Raw genomic sequence first — 19,235 nt, forward strand, 5'->3', positions numbered from 1 at the left:
AGGGCGTTATTCTCGTGAAAACGGGAACCACGAAGTGCTCAGCGAAGCTAATCTTAATGAGATAGAACGGCAACTAAATAAGTCCATACCAGAGCATTAAGATGCCCATCCGATAGCGATCGGATCAAGCTGAGCAAGACGACATCGCCGAATTTAATTCTATTGCTATTATTTAATCTGTTATTTTGAGATAGGCTCCCTTCCTTCAGCATAACGAATCGGTCATGGATGGATCGTCTACAAGACAGTATTTAATTAAATAATAATTATCGAGTTCAGGTTAATACGTGTCAGATGGTAACATCTGACACCACTGACGGTAAAAAGGGTCTTAGCGGGACGCTAAGACCGGAAAAAGAGAACTTTATGATAAAAAAATGAGGAACTGACGTATTAACTAAACTAATACGTGTCAGATGGTAACATCTGACACCACTGATAGTAAAAAAGGTGTTAGCGGGACGCTAAGACCAGAAAGAGAAGCTAAGGCCAGAAAAGAAAAAGGCTGCTCCGGATTGAGGAACAGCCTTACAGAATATAAGGATTACTTTACTATGCTTTATGGCTTTCCATGCTGTTGCTTCCTATTTCCAGCCGCCGCCAAGTGCCTGGTAAATATCTACTACAGCATTTAATTGTTGTTTTTTGGTTTCAATCAGCTCCAATTTTGATTGCAAAGCATCACGCTGGGTCATCAATACTTCAAAATAATCAGCTCGTGCCGCTTTAAACAAATCGTTCGAAATATCGATGGATTGTGTAAGGGCGGTAACCTGTTTGGATTTGAGATCGTAGCTTTTTTGCAGGTTGCTGATTTTCGACATCTGGTTGGCTACTTCAATGTAACCGTTTAAAATGGCTTTTTCATAATCAAAAACAGCTTGCAATTGTTTTGCATTTGCAGAAGCGTATTCTGCCTTGATGGCGTTTCTATTGATCAGCGGTCCGGCCAGATCTCCTGCCAGCGAATAAATCAGGGATTCTGGTGTTCTCAGTAAGTAAGAAGGATTAAAAGCCTGATAACCGATAGCCGCAGAAATTCCCAATGATGGATAAAACTGGGCCTTAGCCACTTTTACATCCAATTTAGCCGCTGCAAGCTCATACTCTGCCTGTTTAATATCAGGGCGATTGGCCAGCAATTGCGCTGGTAAGCCCGTATGTACGGTTGCCGGCACCAGATCGGTAAAGCTTGACTTATCCCTGATAATGGGCTGAGGGAAACGGCCTAACAGAAAATTAATTTTGTTCTCGTTTTCAATAATATCCTGTTGAATATCAAATTCCAAACTTTTAGAACTCAATACTTCTGCTTCAAATTTGCGTACAGCCAGTTCGTTTACCCTTGTGGCTTGCTTTTGAATTTTCATCAACTCCAGTGCATTGCTTTGAAGTTCGATATTTTTTCTCACGGTTTCCAACTGATTATCAGATGCCAGCAATTCATAGTATGAATTTGCGACTTCAGCAATTAAATTGGTGATTACAAAGTTCTTACCTTCTATCGTAGACAGGTAATGATTAATGGCTGCTTTTTTAGAATTACGCAGTTTATGCCAGATATCGGCTTCCCAATTAGCTTGTAAACCGAAACGATAATCAGGCAATACTTCCGGAACACGTTTACCGGGTGTAATTTCTGTAGAAGCATCGCCCGCACCTGAACTGGTATAACGGCCAACTTTATCCAACCCTGCTCCTACACCATAGGTTACATTCGGCAAAAGTTCGCCCTTTCTGGCCTTTATTTCATTTTTGGCTATTTCAATGTCCTGAAGGGTAATATTCAGCTCCTGGTTATTCTTCAGTGCCGTATCAATCAGGTTGATCAGATTGGGATCGGTAAAAAAGTTACGCCATTGTATACTGGCAGAACTCAGAGTATCCTGCGAGCCGTTAAAGCTCACAGGGGTATTTTTATTTTCGGCACGCTGGGCTACTTCTGGCAGCTTACAGGCGGTATATGCAGCGCATATCAACACCAGTCCAAGGCATTTATATAATTTATTCTTAAACATTATTCTCAATTTCTTCAGTTAACGGATGTTCTTCCTCAATTTTGATCAGCTTGTGTTTTGCTGCAATTGATCCGAATATATAATATAAGCCAGGGATCACGATTACCCCGAAAATGGTACCGAAAAGCATACCGCCGGCAGCGGCAGAACCAATGGTGCGGTTACCTATTTTACCCGGACCGGTGGCAATCATCAACGGAATCAGACCGGCAATAAAGGCGAACGAAGTCATTAAAATCGGACGGAAACGCACGCTTGCCCCTTCCATTGCCGCCTTAAGCACGCTTGCCCCCTGGCTTTGGCGCTGTGTGGCAAATTCCACAATCAATACCGCATTTTTACCAAGTAAACCAATTAACATGACCATGGCTACCTGGGCGTAGATATTGTTTTCCAAACCCAATAACTTAAGGAACAGGAATGCACCAAAAATACCAGCAGGTAAAGAAAGGATTACGGAAAGCGGCAGGATGAAACTTTCATATTGTGCAGCCAATACCAGGTAAACGAAACCTAAACAAATCAGGAAGATGTAAATGGCTTCGTTACCTCTTGATACCTCATCTTTAGAGATACCTGCCCAATCGATACCAAATCCCCTTGGTAAGGTTTTCTGTGCTACTTCGGTAATGGCTTTGATGGCTTCACCTGAACTGTAACCCGGTGCGGCCTGTCCGCTGATCTCAGAGGCGTTGTACATATTGTGACGCGTAATTTCAGACAGACCATAAACCCGGCGCATTTTAATAAAGGCCGAGAAAGGTACCATTTCATCGCGGCTGTTTTTAACCGAAAGTTTTAAAATATCTTCTGGTAAAGCCCTGTATTGAGGTAAAGCCTGTACAATTACCTTATATTGGCGATCATATTTAATAAAGCTGGTTTCGTAGTTACTGCCGACAAAGGTGGATAGCGTATTCATCGCGTTATCAATACTTACGCCTTTTTGCTGTGCAATATCGTTATCCACATCCAGCATATATTGAGGGAAACTGGCACTATAGAAAGTAAATACAGATGATAGCTCTTTGCGTTTGTTCAGCTCGCGCACAAAATCATTGCCCACGGTTTCCATTTTCTTATAATCGCCGCTACCTGCTTTATCCAGCAAGCGAAGTTCGAAACCGCCTGCAGCACCATAACCCGGTACTGCCGGTGGCTGGAAAAATTCGATAGTTGCGCCTGGTATAGATTTTGACTTCTCATCCAATTCTTCAATAATCTCCTGTGCAGAATGTTTACGCTCACTCCAATCTTTAAGGTTAATTAAACAGGTACCTGAGTTAGATCCTGTACCTTCGGTCAGGATTTCGTATCCGGCCAGAGAGGAAACCGATTTAACACCGTCAATATCTTCGCACATTTTCTGCAGTTTCTCTGCAATCTGATCGGTACGTTCCAAAGTCGATCCCGGAGGGGTTTGGATAATGGCGTAAACCATTCCCTGGTCTTCGTTAGGAATAAAGCCTGAAGGCACGCTTCCGCTTAATGCCCAAACACCGAAACAAAAGGCTACCAATACCCCGAAGGTTAACAACCTACGGCTTACCACCCTGCTCAATACAAATTCGTATTTGCCTGATAATTTACCAAAACCCCGGTTAAAGCCATCCAGAAAACGATCAATTAAGGTTTTCTTTTTTGCCGTACCATGATTATTTTTAAGCATAATGGCACACAACGCAGGTGTAAGTGTTAACGCTACAATACCTGAAAGGATAATGGCCGTTGCCATGGTAATGGAAAACTGGCGATAGAAAATACCCACCGGTCCAGACATAAACGCTACCGGGATAAATACCGAGGCCATTAAGAAGGTAATGGCAATAATGGCACCCCCGATCTCTTTCATGGCCTGTTGTGTAGCTTTTAACACCGAAAGGTGCCTGTCATGCTCCATCTTGGCATGCACCGCCTCAATTACCACAATGGCATCATCTACTACCACCCCAATGGCGAGTACCAATGCAAACAAGGTAATCAGGTTAAGTGTAATACCAAAGAACTGCATAAATACAAATGTTCCGATCAACGATACCGGTACAGCAATAGCCGGAATAAGGGTTGACCGCCAGTCGCCAAGAAATAAGAATACCACTAAACCTACCAGGATAAAGGCCTCTACCAGTGTATGGATAACCTTTTCGATAGATGCATCGAGGAATTTGGAAACGTCGTAACTGATCTCGTAATCTAAACCTTTTGGAAAGGATGCCGATTTGATTTCGGCCATTTTGGCCTTCACATCTTTAATCACCTGACTGGCATTACTGCCGTATGATTGTTTTAAAACAATTGCAGCGGATGCTTTTCCATTTAAGGTTGAATACAAGTTATAAGCAGAAGCACTAAAATCTACATCGGCAATATCTTTTAAGCGGAGCAACTCGCCATCAGGAGTAGCCCTTACCACGATATTTTCGTAGCCTTCTTTGGTATTAAAACGACCTGAATATTTGAGTACATATTCGAAAGCCTGCGAACGTTTACCTGAACTCTCTCCTGTTTTACCAGGCGAAGCTTCTAAACTTTGCTCATCAAGCGCTTTCATCACTTCGTCAACCGAGATTTTATAAGCCTGCATACGGTCGGGTTTTAACCAGATCCGCATCGCATAATCCCTATCACCCAAAATATCGGCAAAACCTACACCATCTACCCGTTTAAGTTCTGAAAGCAGGTTGATATCGGCATAGTTATACAGAAAGTTCTGATTCATTTTAGGATCTTTACTGTATAAGTTGATATACATCAGCATGTTTGGCTCTTCGCGGGTAATTTTTACGCCCTCGCGGATAACCAGGGGAGGGAGCTTGTTGGTTACAGCAGCCACACGGTTCTGTACGTTAAGCGAAGCCTGATTGGGATCGGTACCTAAATTAAATACCACCTGTATCGAAGCTTCACCGTCATTACCGGCATCAGATGCAATGTATTTCATGCCCGGTACACCGTTAAGCGCACGCTCAAGCGGAATAACGACAGATTTAATTAAAAGTTCATTATTCGCTCCCGGGTATTCTGCAGTGATGTTCACTTTGGGAGGAGATATGGTTGGAAACTGTGTAACAGGCAGGTAGCTAATGGCCAGCACCCCTAAAAACACAATAACCAGTGATATTACGATAGAAAGGACTGGCCTTTGTATGAATTTACTAAACATAAATTAAGTATAGAGGGTTTAGATTATTCTGTTTTCAATCTCAATTGTTTCAATACTTCCTGAGGTTGCTGAAATTTAAAGGCAATTTTATCATCGTCCTTAACCTTTTGTACGCCTTCAAGCAGAATTTTATCTTCAACGGTAATGCCATCGCCCACGATGTATAAATCAGGAAGATCGCCCGCAATGGTAATTACCCTAGAGTGTACCTTATTATTTTTATCCACTACAAAAACATAGGTTTTGTCCTGGATATTGTAAGTGGCTTTTTGCGGGATAATGATGGCATTTTTTAGCGGTACAACCATGTGTACTTTACCTGTCTCACCATTTCTAAGCAGGTTATCGCTGTTGTTGAACCTGGCCCTGAAAGCAATATTTCCGGTTTCGTTATCAAACTCGCTTTCAATAACTTCTACTTTACCTTTTGCCTTTAGAAATTCGCCGTTTGCCAATAACAAACTCACTTCTTGCTGACCTTTTGCTTTCGCAGCACTCTGGTAGTTTAAATATTCAGGTTCTGACACATTGAAATATGCAAAAACCTGGCTATTGTCTGACAGGCTGGTTAATAAAGCCCCCTCATCAACCAAACTTCCCAATTTTAAAGGGATACGATCGATCGTACCATCGAAAGGTGCCCTGATTTCGGTATTAGACAGGTGGAATTTCGCCAGAGAAGTTTCGGCGTTTGCCGATTGCAGCTTTGCTTTGGCCATGGCCAGCTCATTTTTGGAAACGATATTTTTATCTGAAAGTAATTTGGTGTTTTCCAGTTCGATTTGAGCCGATTTGGTTTCTGCCTGTGCCTTTAACAATTCAGATTGCGCTGCTTTAGGCATAATTTTAAACAACAACTGGCCTGCTTTTACATGCTGGCCTTCATCTACATAAATATTTTGGAGATAACCCTTTTCCTGGGCCCTAACTTCGATATTCCGAACAGATTTGATCTGCGAAACATATTCTTTGGTAAAGGAGGTGTCCATTCGTACGGGGGAAGTCACCGCGTAAGTGGCTACTTCTTCTTTTTCTTCTTTCTTCGAGGTGCAACTTGTTGCGTAAAGCAAAGTAAACAAGCCTAAGCACATGAGAACTCTTTTCATTTTTTTGGAGTGGTTTTAATCTGATTTATTTTTTCTCTAATTAGTTTCCGCGGGCAACCATTTATTTATGAAAAGCATTCCACAACCGGTTTATAGATGCTTTTTTGATTTCAATAAATGATGGTTACGCAATGATTTAATTCGATAGCGAAATAAATACAGTTTTATGAAGTTATAATGAAGTTGAACTTCAGGTTTAGGCAGGAAAAATTGTATTTAGAAACAGAAATACAGGATTTTAAACTATATTTTAAATCGGTTTACTTACTGTAAACACCTTGATTTCAACCAAAAAGCACTAGATGAATGATGTTTTTTATTTTTTAAAGCATGAAATAACGTCTTTTTTTTCGTTGTATTTGCGTTTAAGGACAGGTGAAGGGTTTTCTCCATCACCTTGATTATATAAGTAATGGCCGCTAAAAAAGACAATATATCCTTAACCTTTACAGAACAGTATATTTACATTAAAGCTTTATTTTAGTGCAAAGAAAACCAGCCATTTTTTGTTTGATAATCAGATTAAAGCGGTATAATATGGAAAACGAAATACAATCTGACAGGGACATCCAATGCGAATTCCTTAATATTTTTAAATTTATATGGGCAGCTTGTGGCATAGCGCCGTTAGGTGAAATTTCTGCCGGTTCTGAACCAGAAATGCAAATTCTTAATTTACACAAATAGTTTTTTGGCTAGCCGTTCATAAAAAATAAGTATAAAAACATTTTTTCAGTCCTGCATTCATCTCCTTATTTCTTTTTTCTAGGTTTGGGTTCAGGCAGTTCAGCAACCGTGATAGCTACGAGTTTTTGCAACCAATCGCGGTCTTCCAGCTGCTCTTCAATTAGAAATTGATTTTTTGCGCCCGGATAAGGCGGCGCTTCTACTACATCACTGATATAGGCCTTTCCCGATTGCGTTGGTTTAACAAATAATTTGTTATCACATACGAGTGCAAACAATTTATCATCAAAATACAAGCCATATTCACCAAACATTTTTTTACAGGTAATCTGCCCTGCATAACCGACCTGATCGATTATAAAATCCACAAATTTCTGATCTGATGCCATTTTTAAATTGATTTGACTTGAACTTTCTGTAAAGTTAGACTATTCTTTTCATTCTGATTTGCTTTAACTGGCTTAATCGCTAAATTTGTCGCCCAAACAACCAGCTGCTGCTAAAGTAAGCTGACGTTTTAAGTAAAGAATAAAATGGAAGAAAATGATTTTGTTTCGATCTGGCTGCAAGAAACCGGAAATCCTGCGATTGAAAAATTAACGCAGTTAAACCTTGCTGTTGCCAAAAAAACCATAACAATGCTTGCTGCAAAGGGTTCAACAGAAAACGACCTGGCTTCCATATTGGATATTAATCCCGATGAAATCAAGCGGTGGTTAACCGGGAGGCATGTTTTCAGTGTTAAAACCATCGGCGAAATCAATAACGCATTGATTGAAATTGCCATGGATAACGAGCAGCCAATAACAGATCAATCTACACTTTAAACAGCAGTACCTGGTTCGTTAAAGCGCAACCAAAGTATTAAAATCTCTTACTTCTCAACGGTGGTTTCGCTAAAATTAACTGTTTTAAGCTTAGTTACATTCTTTTTTTCCAGGGCCTTACCTGCATAGGCTGGTTTATTTTTACCCCAAACTACATTACTGTTCTGCAAACTGATGTATCCTGTATTTTCGAAATAAAATCCTGCAACCGCACTTTTAACCAGTCCTTCAACATTGCTGGGTCTGCGATCATATACTCCCCTGCTTCATTAGTTGTTTTATCGAGATAAACACTCACCTGGTCAAAATAGATTTCGGAAATTTTATCCGGGCTTTCGCCGCTGATGTAAACACCGCTTTCTCCTGTACACCTGATGTTACTAAAATAAATATTCTTAACCGCACCCACCTTACCTTTGGTCTGGCCCTTTGGTAAACGCCAGCCAGCGTCTTTATTATTGCTCGTTGCTCTTGGATAAGCAGTGATATAAATCGGTTCTGCCTTGCCCCACCATACATCTGAAAACAATTTCGACTCGATAAACAGGTTTGAAAAAACCACATTGTCCACGGTTCCCTCGTCACGATTCTGAATTCCAATACCTCGGTTGCTCTTTCTGATATTACAATTATTGATGAGTACATTACTGATCCGGTCCATATTTTCAGAACCTATTTTGATGGCACACGAGCTGGAGGTCATGGTACAGTTGCTAATCACAATGTTTTCGCACGCACCATATTCTTCAAACTCGCGCCTGTTTTTTAAACAGATGCAGTCATCACCTGATTCTATGAAACAATTGGTAATCCGTACATTTTTACTGTGATCCAGGTCAATACCATCACTATTACGGATTTTTATGCTGTTCAGCAATGTGATATTTGATATGGAAACATCATTACAGCCCACCAAATGAACCGTCCAGTAAGCAGAATTTTGAAAAGTTACCCCATCTATATTCAGTTTATTACAACCCGTTAGTGTAAGCAAATGCGGCCTCGGATCTACAATATTAAAAGGTTTTAAAACATACGAGTCACTTAATTCCTCCCCCATAAACGAAATTCCATTCCCATCAATTACCCCTGTTCCGGTAATGCTTACCTGTTCCAGCTTTTCTCCACCTATCCAAATGGTGCCTTCGCCCTTATTCTCCCTAAAAGCACTTTGAGTATATAATTTTTCATCAGGGCTGGCTAAGATTTTTGCCCCGCCTTCTACCCTTAATTCAACAAAAGATTTCAGATTAAAAGGACCTGCTAAAAACACATTTCCGGCAGGTACAATAACCTGGCCGCCTCCTGCCGCCGAACAGGCATTAATGGCTTTTTGGATAGCAGCGGCATCATTGGTTTTGCCATCGCCCACTGCACCATAATTCTTAATATTATATAATTTATTCTGGGCCATCCCACTGAAAGAAATCAGCAGTGCAAAAAACAGTAAAGGTCTAATCTTCATTTTCAAATCGTTATAAAAAATATTTTGGGTATTTAATTGTTCCAATTACCAAAAAACAGTATAAAGTGCTGCAAGTATACCACAGATAATTACTGAGGCAATGGTAAATGCCGGTGTAACCTTAAACATACTGCTATCAATTTCAAGCCCTTTCGGGTTATTTTTACTTTTCGGATCGGCTAAAGTTATGATTACCATTACCGCAATTATAATCAGAAATACCCACGACATTCTGTTTAAGAAAGGGATCGGTTCGATAGTACCACGGGTTAAAGTAGGTAGAAATTTAAAAAAAGTAGATAATGGGATCGTTAATAAAGAAGCGGTAAGCGCTGCGCGGGAAGTGGTTCTTTTCCAGAAAAAGCCGAGTAAAAAAATGGCAAAAACCCCTGGTGAAATGAAACCAACATATTCCTGAATAAACTGATAAACCTGATCGAAACTCCGCAAGGCAGGGGCAATAACAATGGCAATTAACGAAGCAACAACCACCGACCAGCGGCCAACTGAAACCATCCGTGTTTCTGAGGCTTCCGGTTGAATAAACTTCTTGTAGATATCAAGCGTAAAAATAGTGGCAATACTATTACATTTACCTGCTAACGAGGCTACAATAGCAGCGGTGAGCGCGGCAAAGGCGAGGCCTTTTATTCCTGCCGGCAATAAATTCATCAGTACCGGATAGGCATGATCGGGCTTAACCGTCCCGGCTGCATCAAGCATTTCTGCCTGGAAATATCCCCGCTGATACAATACATAGGCTGCAATGCCCGGAATTACCACAATTACCGGGATAAGTAATTTTAGAAACGCCGCAAATATTAGTCCGCTACGCCCGGTTTTTAAATCCGCACCCAAAGCCCTTTGAACAATATACTGGTTACAGCCCCAATAATTTAAGTTATTGATCCACAAACCACCCACCAGTACCGCTATCCCGGGCAATTCGTTGTAAAATTTATCTCCCCTGGCAAATATCATATGAAAATGATCAGACGCTTCGCTGCGCAACAGCGGAAGCGAAGCCAGAACACTCGGTGCATCCAGTTTTTCAGCCACCAGTTTAAGCGCCATATAACAGGTAATCAGTCCGCCTGCCACTAAAACAAAAACCTGTATTACATCGGTATAACCAATTACCTTCATGCCGCCCAGCGTAATAATGGCAGAAAAAATCGCCAGAAAAACGATACACACATTAAACGGAATCCCTGTAATGGTTTCAATGGCAATGGCCCCAAGAAAGAATATCGAAGTTAAGTTTACAAATACATAAACCAATAACCAGAAAACCGCCATCAGCGTACTTACCGTTTTATTATAACGGTTAGATAGAAACTGTGGCATGGTATAAATCTTGTTCTTGATGTAAATGGGTAAAAAGAATATGGCCACGATGATAAGCGTGGCGGCAGCCATCCATTCGTAACTTGCAATGGCCAGCCCCATGGCAAAACCCGAACCCGACATACCGATAAAATGCTCAGCAGAAATATTAGAGGCGATAATAGATGCCCCGATAGCCCACCAGGTGAGCGAACCTTCTGCAAGGAAATAATCTTTGGTATCGGTACGCTTTTTTTTCTTGCTCCGGTACACCCAAAAACCATATGCAGACACTAATATAAAATACATTAAAAAAATAACATAGTCGAATGCAGACAGGTGGTTCATAAGGATATTTTACATTTGGTTTTTTTTAAAAATCAGAAAAAATCCCAATGTTGGATGTTTTATTGAATTATTTAATTACGTAAACGTTTTCGCGTTACAGGCTTTAACGATTTAAAACCACACGGCTAACAGCCCGTAGATTCGCGCTTGATGAGTACCGATTTCAGGATAATATTCTGTTCATCATCCAATTGTTTTTTGTGGAGGATTTTGAAGAGGCATTTCGCTGCTTCACGCCCAATTTCAAAAGCAGGCTGTGAAATGGTGGTAAGCGAAGGACTTAAAAGCTTTGCTGTACTCAGATTAGAAAAACTGAGTATTTTAATATCATCCGGCATCTGCAAACCTACTTCTCTACAGGCGCAATAAGCAGGAATAATAAATTCTTCAATTGATGAAAAGAGTGCATCGGGTTGGAACTTTTCAAGCAATTTCTTTATTTGTTCGAGGTTAAGTGCTTCTCCATCCAGATAGTTGACAACAAGTTCGGCTGAAGGCGCTATGCCGTGTGCTTTCAGGGCATCAAGATACCCTGCAAACCTTGCCTTGCCTGCCGGAAGGTTTTCGAGGCCAAATAAATAGGCAATTTTGGTACAGCCACAATCGATCAGATGTTCAGTGGCCTGATAAGCGATTTCGTAATCATCAGTAGTTACTTTAACTGCATCCAGGTCTTCGTAAACCCGATCGAAAAATACCAAAGGAATTTTCTTGACCAGATTGGCATAATATTCACGATTATCTTCACTGCTCGATACAGATGTCAGAATGCCATCTACCCTTCCGTTCAGCAAGCTATTGGTAAATGCTTTTTCAGCCTCTATATTTTCATGGGTTTGATAAATAAGCACATGATAACCATACTGCCTTGCAATTTCTTCGATTCCCATGATCGATAGGGAGAAGAAATTATTGGCTACAAAGGGTATTACTACTGCGATAGTTTTGGTTTTATTACTGCGGAGGTTACTCGCCGCCGGATTTGGGGTATAATTCAGTTCTCTGGCTAAATCCCATACCCTGTTTTTGGTTTTTAAACTAATTTCATAGCTGTCGTTGAGGGCCTTAGAAACGGTTGCGATAGAAATGTTCAACTCCTGAGCCAACCGCTTAATATTAACTGCTTCCGCCATGTTTTTAATTTGTTTTGTTAGTTTTTAAGGCTTGCATAACCATTATCGATAAAATCGCGACGGCAGCGCTCACCTTTCTTTACCAGCAGCACCTTAAAAACAATAACCTCATTGATTATACGATACAACCATTGAAGTAGATTTTTAAAAGTTTGCTGGTTAAGCAACCTGATATTTTTTTTATGAATAAATACGCCGGCTACAAACGCAAATATAAAATAATCACACGATCAAGTCCATTTTTTCTTTTTTGCTTTTCGCTAAATGCTTCAAAAAAGCATGCTTGCGCTATAGGCAAACAAAAATATAATAAACATTTGATTTTTAGATACTTGCAAAAATATCAAACGTTTGAAATAAGATTTTACGTAATCGTTTAAGTAAATAAAGTTGGCCAAACATAAAATTTTCAGCTTGCAAAAACTCAACTTTAACCCAACAACCAACAAAATTTTCGTAAAAATAAATTTCTAACCTTATGAGAAACCAGAGCGCATCTTCAAAGGATAATCAAAGTCCGTTGCAAAATCTTGATCAATGGGAAGAGGATATCCTGACCCGCTATCCAGATCCGAAAAATATCAATGCTGACAAAAAAGAAGAGCAGTTTAGAAATTACGAAGAAACGGAAAAGGATAGTGTAAAAGAATTTTACAGGCTTAACCATACCTATCAAACCTACGATTTTGTAAAACAGAAAAAAGCCGATTACTTAAAGTTTGATAAAAAAGAGATGCCGATCTGGAGTGCCTTCGATTTTTTAAACAAGCTGGTGGATGACTCTGACCCTGATACGGATTTAGACCAGATGCAGCACTTGTTGCAAACATCTGAAGCCATCAGGAACGATGGCCACCCGGACTGGATGGTTTTGGTTGGTTTAATCCACGATATGGGTAAAGTACTTTGTTTATTCGGAGAACCGCAATGGGCTGTTGTGGGCGATACTTTCCCGGTAGGTTGTGCTTATTCTGATAAAATTGTTTATCCGGAATTTTTTAGTGAGAATCCTGATTACAAAAATGAAATTTACCAGACCAAATTAGGGGTTTATACCCAAAATTGTGGACTGGATAATGTAGACATGTCATGGGGCCATGATGAATATGTATACCACATGATGAAACCCTACCTGCCTGAACCAGGATTATACATGCTCCGTTACCACTCTTTTTATTCGCAACACCGGGAGCATGCCTACGAACACCTGATGAATGAAAAAGACCATGAAATGTTCAAGTGGGTTAACCTGTTTAACCCGTACGATTTATATTCTAAAAACCCCAATCAAAAAAGCTGGGCAGAACTGGAACCTTATTACAAAGCATTGGTGGCGAAGTATTTGCCAGCCACTATTAAATTTTAAATTCTATCTCCAAACATTGATAACCAAATAAACAATTTATGAATCTAATTTTACAAAAATTATGAGATTTAACTGTACACGCTTAAAGTATAGCGGCCTGTTTATGCTGCTTTTACTCCTCAGCCAGGCGTTCAACACTGCTTATGCGCAAACTGACCGAAAAATTTCTGGAAATTTAATTGACGATGCCAAACTGCCTATTGTAGGGGCCTCTGTAACGGTAAAGGGCACAACAAAAGTTACCTCAACAGGCGCTGGTGGTTCATTTAGCATCACCGCAAAAACAGGCGATAAAATCCTCTTTAGCTTTTTAGGCTATCAAACAAAAGAACTTACCGTAACCAATGCCTCTACCTACCAGGTGGTTATTAGTGAAGCAGCTTCATCACTTACGGATGTAGTGGTTGTAGGTTACGGAAAAAGCTCGAGAAAAGCATTAACCAGTTCCATTTCTACGGTTAAAGGTGAAGATCTGAATAAAGGAGCCATTAGTGATGTAGGCCAGATGCTGCAAGGAAAGGTACCTGGATTAAATATTACCAGAAGTGGTGATCCAAACCGTAACGCAGCCATCATCATGCGTGGTGCCTCTACCTTACGTGATGGTGCGCAATCGCCGCTCTTTGTAATTGATGGTGTTGTTGGTGCCGATATTTCGATTTTAGCACCAGATGACATTGCTTCCATTGATGTGTTAAAAGATGCTGCTGCTGCATCAATTTATGGTAACAGGGCGGCGAATGGCGTAATTATGGTTACTACTAAACGAGGAGTAGCAGGCGCAACACAAATTAGCTATAATGGCTACTTTGGTGTAGAAAATGTATCGAATCGATACGACATGATGGATGCTGATCAATTAAAGGCATTTTTAGCGAAAACCAATACTGCCCTTACGCCAGCCAATGATAAAGGTGCCAACACCAACTGGCAGAATGAGGTACAACGTACCGATGCCTTGTCATACAACCATAATGTATCGCTTAGCGGAGGAACTGAAAAAACGACCTATAATGCAAGCTTAAACTATTTCAAGCAAGATGGTATTATAAAAACAAGCGACTTAAACAGATTTATCGGTCGTATTGGCATTGAACAAAAAGCTTTAAACGATAAGTTGAAGATTGGATTGAACATCAGCAACTCGGTAAGTAATGCTAACCTGGTTCCTTATCGCAATACGGTATTGTCGCAAATGCTCACTTATCTGCCAACATCGCCGGTAAAAAACCCGGACGGGTCTTATTTTGATAACCTTATTCAAACCAGCTACTACAATCCGGTTTCGATGCTTGAAAACGGTACAGAAAATCTGAAGAATAAAAATATCTTAGGTAATTTAACCGTTAACCTGAAATTACCATTCGGTTTCTCTTATGATGTTTCTGCTTCCTATCAGAATAGCCAAAATGTTTACGGTGCATTTTACAACAGCATTTATACTTCCAGATACAACAATGTGCGCAATACGCCTGAGCCACCAGCAACACCAAGCTTCGTAACCTTAGTGGGTAAAGATGGTCTGGCCGTAAGAAATGCTTATCAAAACACCAATAAAATTGTTGAAACCTATTTAACCTGGAACAAAAAATTTGGCGATCATGATATCAATGCCGTGGTGGGTTATTCTTATCAGCAATCATTAAATAATGATGGCTTTCAGGCTACCTCTACCAATTTTCCGATTAACCAGGTTAGCTACAACAACTTAAGTTTGGGAAACCCTTATGCGGTAACCGACTTCAGGGTTGATTTTAATCCAGGCGTAACGTATCAGGAAATTCTGATGATCTCTGATTTTGCGAGGGTAAATTATAACTACAAAAATAAATACCTTTTACAGGGATCAATCAGAAGAGACGGATCAAATGTATTTGGTACCAATGAAAAATGGGGCTATTTCCCATCTGTAGGTGCAGCCTGGAACATTGATCAGGAAAACTTCTTTAAAAACGTTGGCGTAATCAAAACCCTTAAATTAAGAGGTAGTTATGGTATAGCGGGTAACTCACTTGGCTTTGCCCCGTTAACTACTAAACTTATTTATGGTCAGGTTGGGCAGTTTTATTATAACGGTTCGCCAAGAGAAGGTGCTTATGGCGCCATCCAAAATGAAAACCCTGATTTAAGATGGGAAAAAACTGCTACAACCAATATCGGTTTAGATTTCGGACTTTTCAACGGCAGATTATCGGGTTCTGTTGACCTGTACGATAAAAAAACAACCGATTTGATTCTGACATTTGGCGTAGATAACAATCTATATCCAGCGGGTGCCTATACGGCGAACGTTGGTAGTTTGAGCAATAAAGGTATCGAATTGGTTTTAAACGGTACGCCAGTAAGCACCGACAATTTTACATGGACAACCGGGTTCAACCTGGCACATAACCGCAATAAAGTGATCAGCTTGTCAGATGACAGCAGATTTAATATCGAAGACCGCCTTACGGTTTCTCCTGATGGAGCCGGACAGAGTGGTGCAACATTGCAAATACTTAAACCAGGAGAGCCGATTGGTACTTTTTTCACCTTTAAATATGCTGGTAAAGATGCCAATGGCGTATCGCAATATTATGATGCTGCTGGTAATATTAAAACACAGGGATTGCTTAATAAAACCGATTATTATATTCTTGGTAATGCACAACCGAAAGCTTTGTTAGGTTGGACAAACAATGTGAGATACAAGAATTTTGATTTGAGCGTATTTATGAGAGCAGTAGTGGGTGTTAAAATCATGAACGTTACCCGTGCAGATTTATTCCGCCCGAGTACTGCACAGTTTACCAATATACCGGTAGAAGTTGAAAATGAATCAGTAGCTGATTTCAACTCCTATAAATATTCGAGCAGATTCTTGGAGAATGCGAGTTACCTGCGTTTAGATAATGCTACACTTGGCTACACGTTCAAAAAGGGGCTTATCCCTGGTATAAGTTCTCTTCGGTTATATACCACAGCAAATAACCTGTTTGTGATTACTGGTTACAAAGGAATAGATCCTGAGATTAACCAGGGTGGTACTGCTCCGGGTGTAGATACCAATAACTTTTATCCTAAAACCAGAACTTTCTTATTTGGTTTAAACGTATCATTTAATTAAAAATTAAGAAGATGAAAAATCTTATCAAATATATTGCAGGAACAGCTTTATCGCTATGCGTATTAACTTCCTGCCATAAACTGGATTTAAAAGTGGAAACACAGCTAACTCCTGAAACATTTCCTCAAACAGACCAACACTTCATACAGCTAACTGGTCAGGTATATGTACAACTGCGCCAAAACTGGAGTACCGATTACTTCTTTATGCAGTCGTTGAGTACTGATGAAGCCATTATGCCGGCACGTGGTGGAAACTGGTATGATGGAGGGGTATTTGAAAACCACCATAAACACACCTGGAATAAAGACAACGGACATGTGGGTAGCGGTTGGGGATGGCTTTCTGCAACCATCAGTAAAGCCAACCAGAGCTTGTTTTTACTGAAAGATGCACCAGAATCACCGGGAAAAACAGTAGCCGTAGCCGAAGTACGGGCAACCAGGGCCCTGGCATTTTTTATGATGATGGACTTATGGGGAAATATACCTATTGTAACCACTTTCGGACAAACAACGCCGCCAGAAACCAAATCGCGCCTGGAAGTTTTTAACTTTATTGAAGCCGAACTTAAAGAGGTATTGCCGAACTTAAGCAGTGCTACAGGAGCAGCAACCTATGGCCGCCCAAATAAATATACGGCCTATGCAATTTTGGCTAAAATGTACTTAAATGCCGAAGTATATACCGGGACTCAACGTTATAACGATGCGGTAGCGGCATGCGATGCGATTATTGGTGCCTCAGGATCTCCTTATAGTTTGGAAAGCGATTACAGAAAGATGTTCTTCATTGATAACGGACCACAAATCAAGGAATTTATTTTTGCCATTCCTTTCGATCCGGGTTTCAGTAATGGTACCATGATTTATTCCCGTTACTCTCTACCGCGTTCTTTACAGAAAAAATATAGCTTAAAATTTACGCCAAGTGCACCAATGAGTACTTTGCCGGAGTATTATGCAAATTTCAATGATCCTAATGATAAAAGGAATGCACAATGGATCAAAGGGTTGCAGACTTATTATGATGGCTCGCCCGTAACAGTCGCAACTACCAAAAAAGGATACGATCAATTTTATTCAGGCTCTGATGGTTCTGCAGCACTCACCTATCAGGTAGATATTACGCCAAATGTTACCCTGAGAGATGCATCAAGACCTTTTGACGCCGGAAACGATGAAATTGCCTGGAACATGGGCTACAGAAACAATAAATTTTATTGCGATAGTACCTCATCAAGCAGAAATCAAAACAATGACGTGCCGGTTTTCAGATACTCAGATATTTTATTGATGAAAGCAGAAGCGATCCTTCGCGGAGCTACACCTACGCAAGGTCAAACGGCATTATCATTAGTGAATCAATTAAGAGCAGTGCGTACCACTTCACCAGCATGGACTTCAGTTACTTTAGAAGATTTATATAAAGAACGCTGCAGAGAAATGGCCTGGGAATGCTGGCACCGCAACGATATGATTCGCTTTGGAAAATATGAAGGAACATGGGGTTTTAAAACAGATGCGCAACTTTTCCATCGATTGATGCCTATTCCGGCCTCGGCGCTGATTCTCAATCCAAAATTGAAACAAAACCCGGGCTATAATTAAATCCAGCTTTAGGTAAAATTTCTCCAGACGATCCGTCTGGAGAAATTTTTATTTTAACACTTCATTGTCTTTCTTTGCAACTACATTCAAAATGATGATCAAACGACTACTTTTTTTTATTCCGCTTCTCTCTGTCAGTACGCTCTATGCCCAAATCATTACTAAAAACCCGGCTGAAGCCGTTGCTGCCAGTAAAACCTTAGTCAAAGACCCCGGCGCATTGCAGTTTCTGGCATTAGGCGATTGGGGACGAAATGGCGCTGACCATCAGAAACCGGTTGCAAAACAAATGGGCATTACCGCCGCTGATGTTAAAGCACAGTTTATCATTTCTACTGGCGATAACTTCTACCCTAGTGGTGTAATCAGTCCCCAAGATCCATCATTTAAATATTCTTATGAAGATATCTATACTGACTTTTCTTTACAATGGGATTGGTATGTAGTTTTAGGAAACCATGATTACAAATCCAATCCTAATGCGCAGGTAGAATATTCGAAAATAAGCAGAAGATGGAAAATGCCGGCCCGTTATTATTCAAAGAAGTTTCCCATCAACGGAGATGTAAATAATCAGGTGTTGATCGCATTTATTGATACAAATCCGCTCATACCTGAGTTTTATAAAAACGCAGAGTATGGTCCAAACGTTAAAGGGCAAGACACCACAGGCCAAAAAAAATGGTTGGTTAAAACCCTTGCTGATCAAGATCCGTCAATTAAGTGGAAAATTGTTGTAGGTCATCACCCCATGTTTACAGGCGGTAGCCGTACAGATGGTTATGATACCAAAGCGATCAGAAGCACATTGAAACCCATACTTGATCAATACGGTGTTGATGTTTATTTAACCGGCCACGAACACAGTTTACAATATCTTAAGCCAGCAGGTAAAACCCATCATTTCATTTCCGGAGGTGCATCAGAGAAGACACCTGTTAAACTCATACCGGAAGCACAAATGGTTGCATCAGAATATGGCTTTATGTTATTTTCAGTAAATAAAGACCAGTTACGCGTGCAGGTAATTAACGATGAAGGTGATGTTATTTATAACACTTTAATCAAGAAGTAACACTT

Annotated in this window: 12 protein-coding genes; 5 read left to right on the plus strand and 7 right to left on the minus strand. The window is 40.3% G+C overall.

What is annotated here, in order from left to right; translation table 11 throughout:
• Positions 1 to 584 precede the first annotated feature (584 nt).
• The 4 genes from DV942_RS03820 to DV942_RS03835 form a co-directional block, all read right to left on the minus strand.
• The gene (locus DV942_RS03820; protein WP_145855410.1) at positions 585 to 2,018 is read right to left on the minus strand and encodes a TolC family protein; all 1,434 of its coding nucleotides are present in this window, start codon (positions 2,016 to 2,018) and stop codon (positions 585 to 587) included.
• Positions 2,011 to 5,181, minus strand: a complete 3,171-nt coding sequence (locus tag DV942_RS03825) for an efflux RND transporter permease subunit (protein ID WP_090986864.1) — start codon at positions 5,179 to 5,181, stop codon at positions 2,011 to 2,013. Before DV942_RS03825 ends, DV942_RS03820 begins: the two co-directional genes overlap by 8 nt.
• 23 nt (positions 5,182 to 5,204) lie before the next feature.
• Positions 5,205 to 6,287: an efflux RND transporter periplasmic adaptor subunit gene (locus tag DV942_RS03830; protein WP_145855412.1), complete on the minus strand. Its 1,083-nt coding sequence runs from the start codon at positions 6,285 to 6,287 to the stop codon at positions 5,205 to 5,207.
• 752 nt (positions 6,288 to 7,039) lie between these two features.
• Entirely contained in the window at positions 7,040 to 7,363 is a 324-nt protein-coding gene (locus DV942_RS03835) for a TfoX/Sxy family protein (protein ID WP_090986868.1), read from the minus strand.
• 144 nt (positions 7,364 to 7,507) lie between these two features.
• On the opposite strand from DV942_RS03835, the gene DV942_RS03840 reads away from it, so the two are divergent.
• On the plus strand, positions 7,508 to 7,801 hold the full coding sequence (locus tag DV942_RS03840; protein WP_145855414.1) for a hypothetical protein: 294 nt from the start codon (positions 7,508 to 7,510) through the stop codon (positions 7,799 to 7,801).
• 151 nt (positions 7,802 to 7,952) lie between these two features.
• On the opposite strand, the gene DV942_RS03845 is transcribed toward DV942_RS03840, so the two are convergent.
• The 3 genes from DV942_RS03845 to DV942_RS03855 all read right to left on the minus strand — a co-directional run bounded on the left by DV942_RS03845 (position 7,953) and on the right by DV942_RS03855 (position 12,073).
• On the minus strand, positions 7,953 to 9,266 hold the full coding sequence (locus tag DV942_RS03845) for a glycoside hydrolase family 28 protein (RefSeq protein WP_222431161.1): 1,314 nt from the start codon (positions 9,264 to 9,266) through the stop codon (positions 7,953 to 7,955).
• 45 nt (positions 9,267 to 9,311) lie between these two features.
• Positions 9,312 to 10,940 (minus strand): sodium/sugar symporter, encoded by a 1,629-nt coding sequence (locus DV942_RS03850; protein ID WP_145855417.1) that lies wholly within the window; start codon positions 10,938 to 10,940, stop codon positions 9,312 to 9,314.
• Between the two features lie 125 nt (positions 10,941 to 11,065).
• Positions 11,066 to 12,073 carry a LacI family DNA-binding transcriptional regulator gene (locus DV942_RS03855; RefSeq protein WP_134203832.1) on the minus strand — a complete coding sequence of 336 codons (1,008 nt, stop codon included), beginning with the start codon at positions 12,071 to 12,073 and terminating at the stop codon, positions 11,066 to 11,068.
• Between the two features lie 478 nt (positions 12,074 to 12,551).
• Here DV942_RS03855 and DV942_RS03860 point away from each other — a divergent pair, with 478 nt between their 5' ends.
• The 4 genes from DV942_RS03860 to DV942_RS03875 all read left to right on the plus strand — a co-directional run bounded on the left by DV942_RS03860 (position 12,552) and on the right by DV942_RS03875 (position 19,230).
• Positions 12,552 to 13,439, plus strand: a complete 888-nt coding sequence (locus DV942_RS03860; protein ID WP_145855419.1) for an inositol oxygenase family protein — start codon at positions 12,552 to 12,554, stop codon at positions 13,437 to 13,439.
• 61 nt (positions 13,440 to 13,500) lie between these two features.
• Entirely contained in the window at positions 13,501 to 16,545 is a 3,045-nt protein-coding gene (locus tag DV942_RS03865) for a SusC/RagA family TonB-linked outer membrane protein (protein WP_145855421.1), read from the plus strand.
• 11 nt (positions 16,546 to 16,556) lie between these two features.
• Positions 16,557 to 18,155, plus strand: coding sequence for a RagB/SusD family nutrient uptake outer membrane protein (locus DV942_RS03870; protein ID WP_145855423.1), 1,599 nt, complete (start codon positions 16,557 to 16,559; stop codon positions 18,153 to 18,155).
• Between the two features lie 91 nt (positions 18,156 to 18,246).
• Positions 18,247 to 19,230, plus strand: a complete 984-nt coding sequence (locus DV942_RS03875; RefSeq protein ID WP_145855425.1) for a purple acid phosphatase family protein — start codon at positions 18,247 to 18,249, stop codon at positions 19,228 to 19,230.
• Positions 19,231 to 19,235: the final 5 nt, after the last annotated feature.

It is taken from the genome of Pedobacter suwonensis (assembly GCF_007833675.1).
In the GTDB taxonomy this organism is placed as follows: domain Bacteria; phylum Bacteroidota; class Bacteroidia; order Sphingobacteriales; family Sphingobacteriaceae; genus Pedobacter; species Pedobacter suwonensis.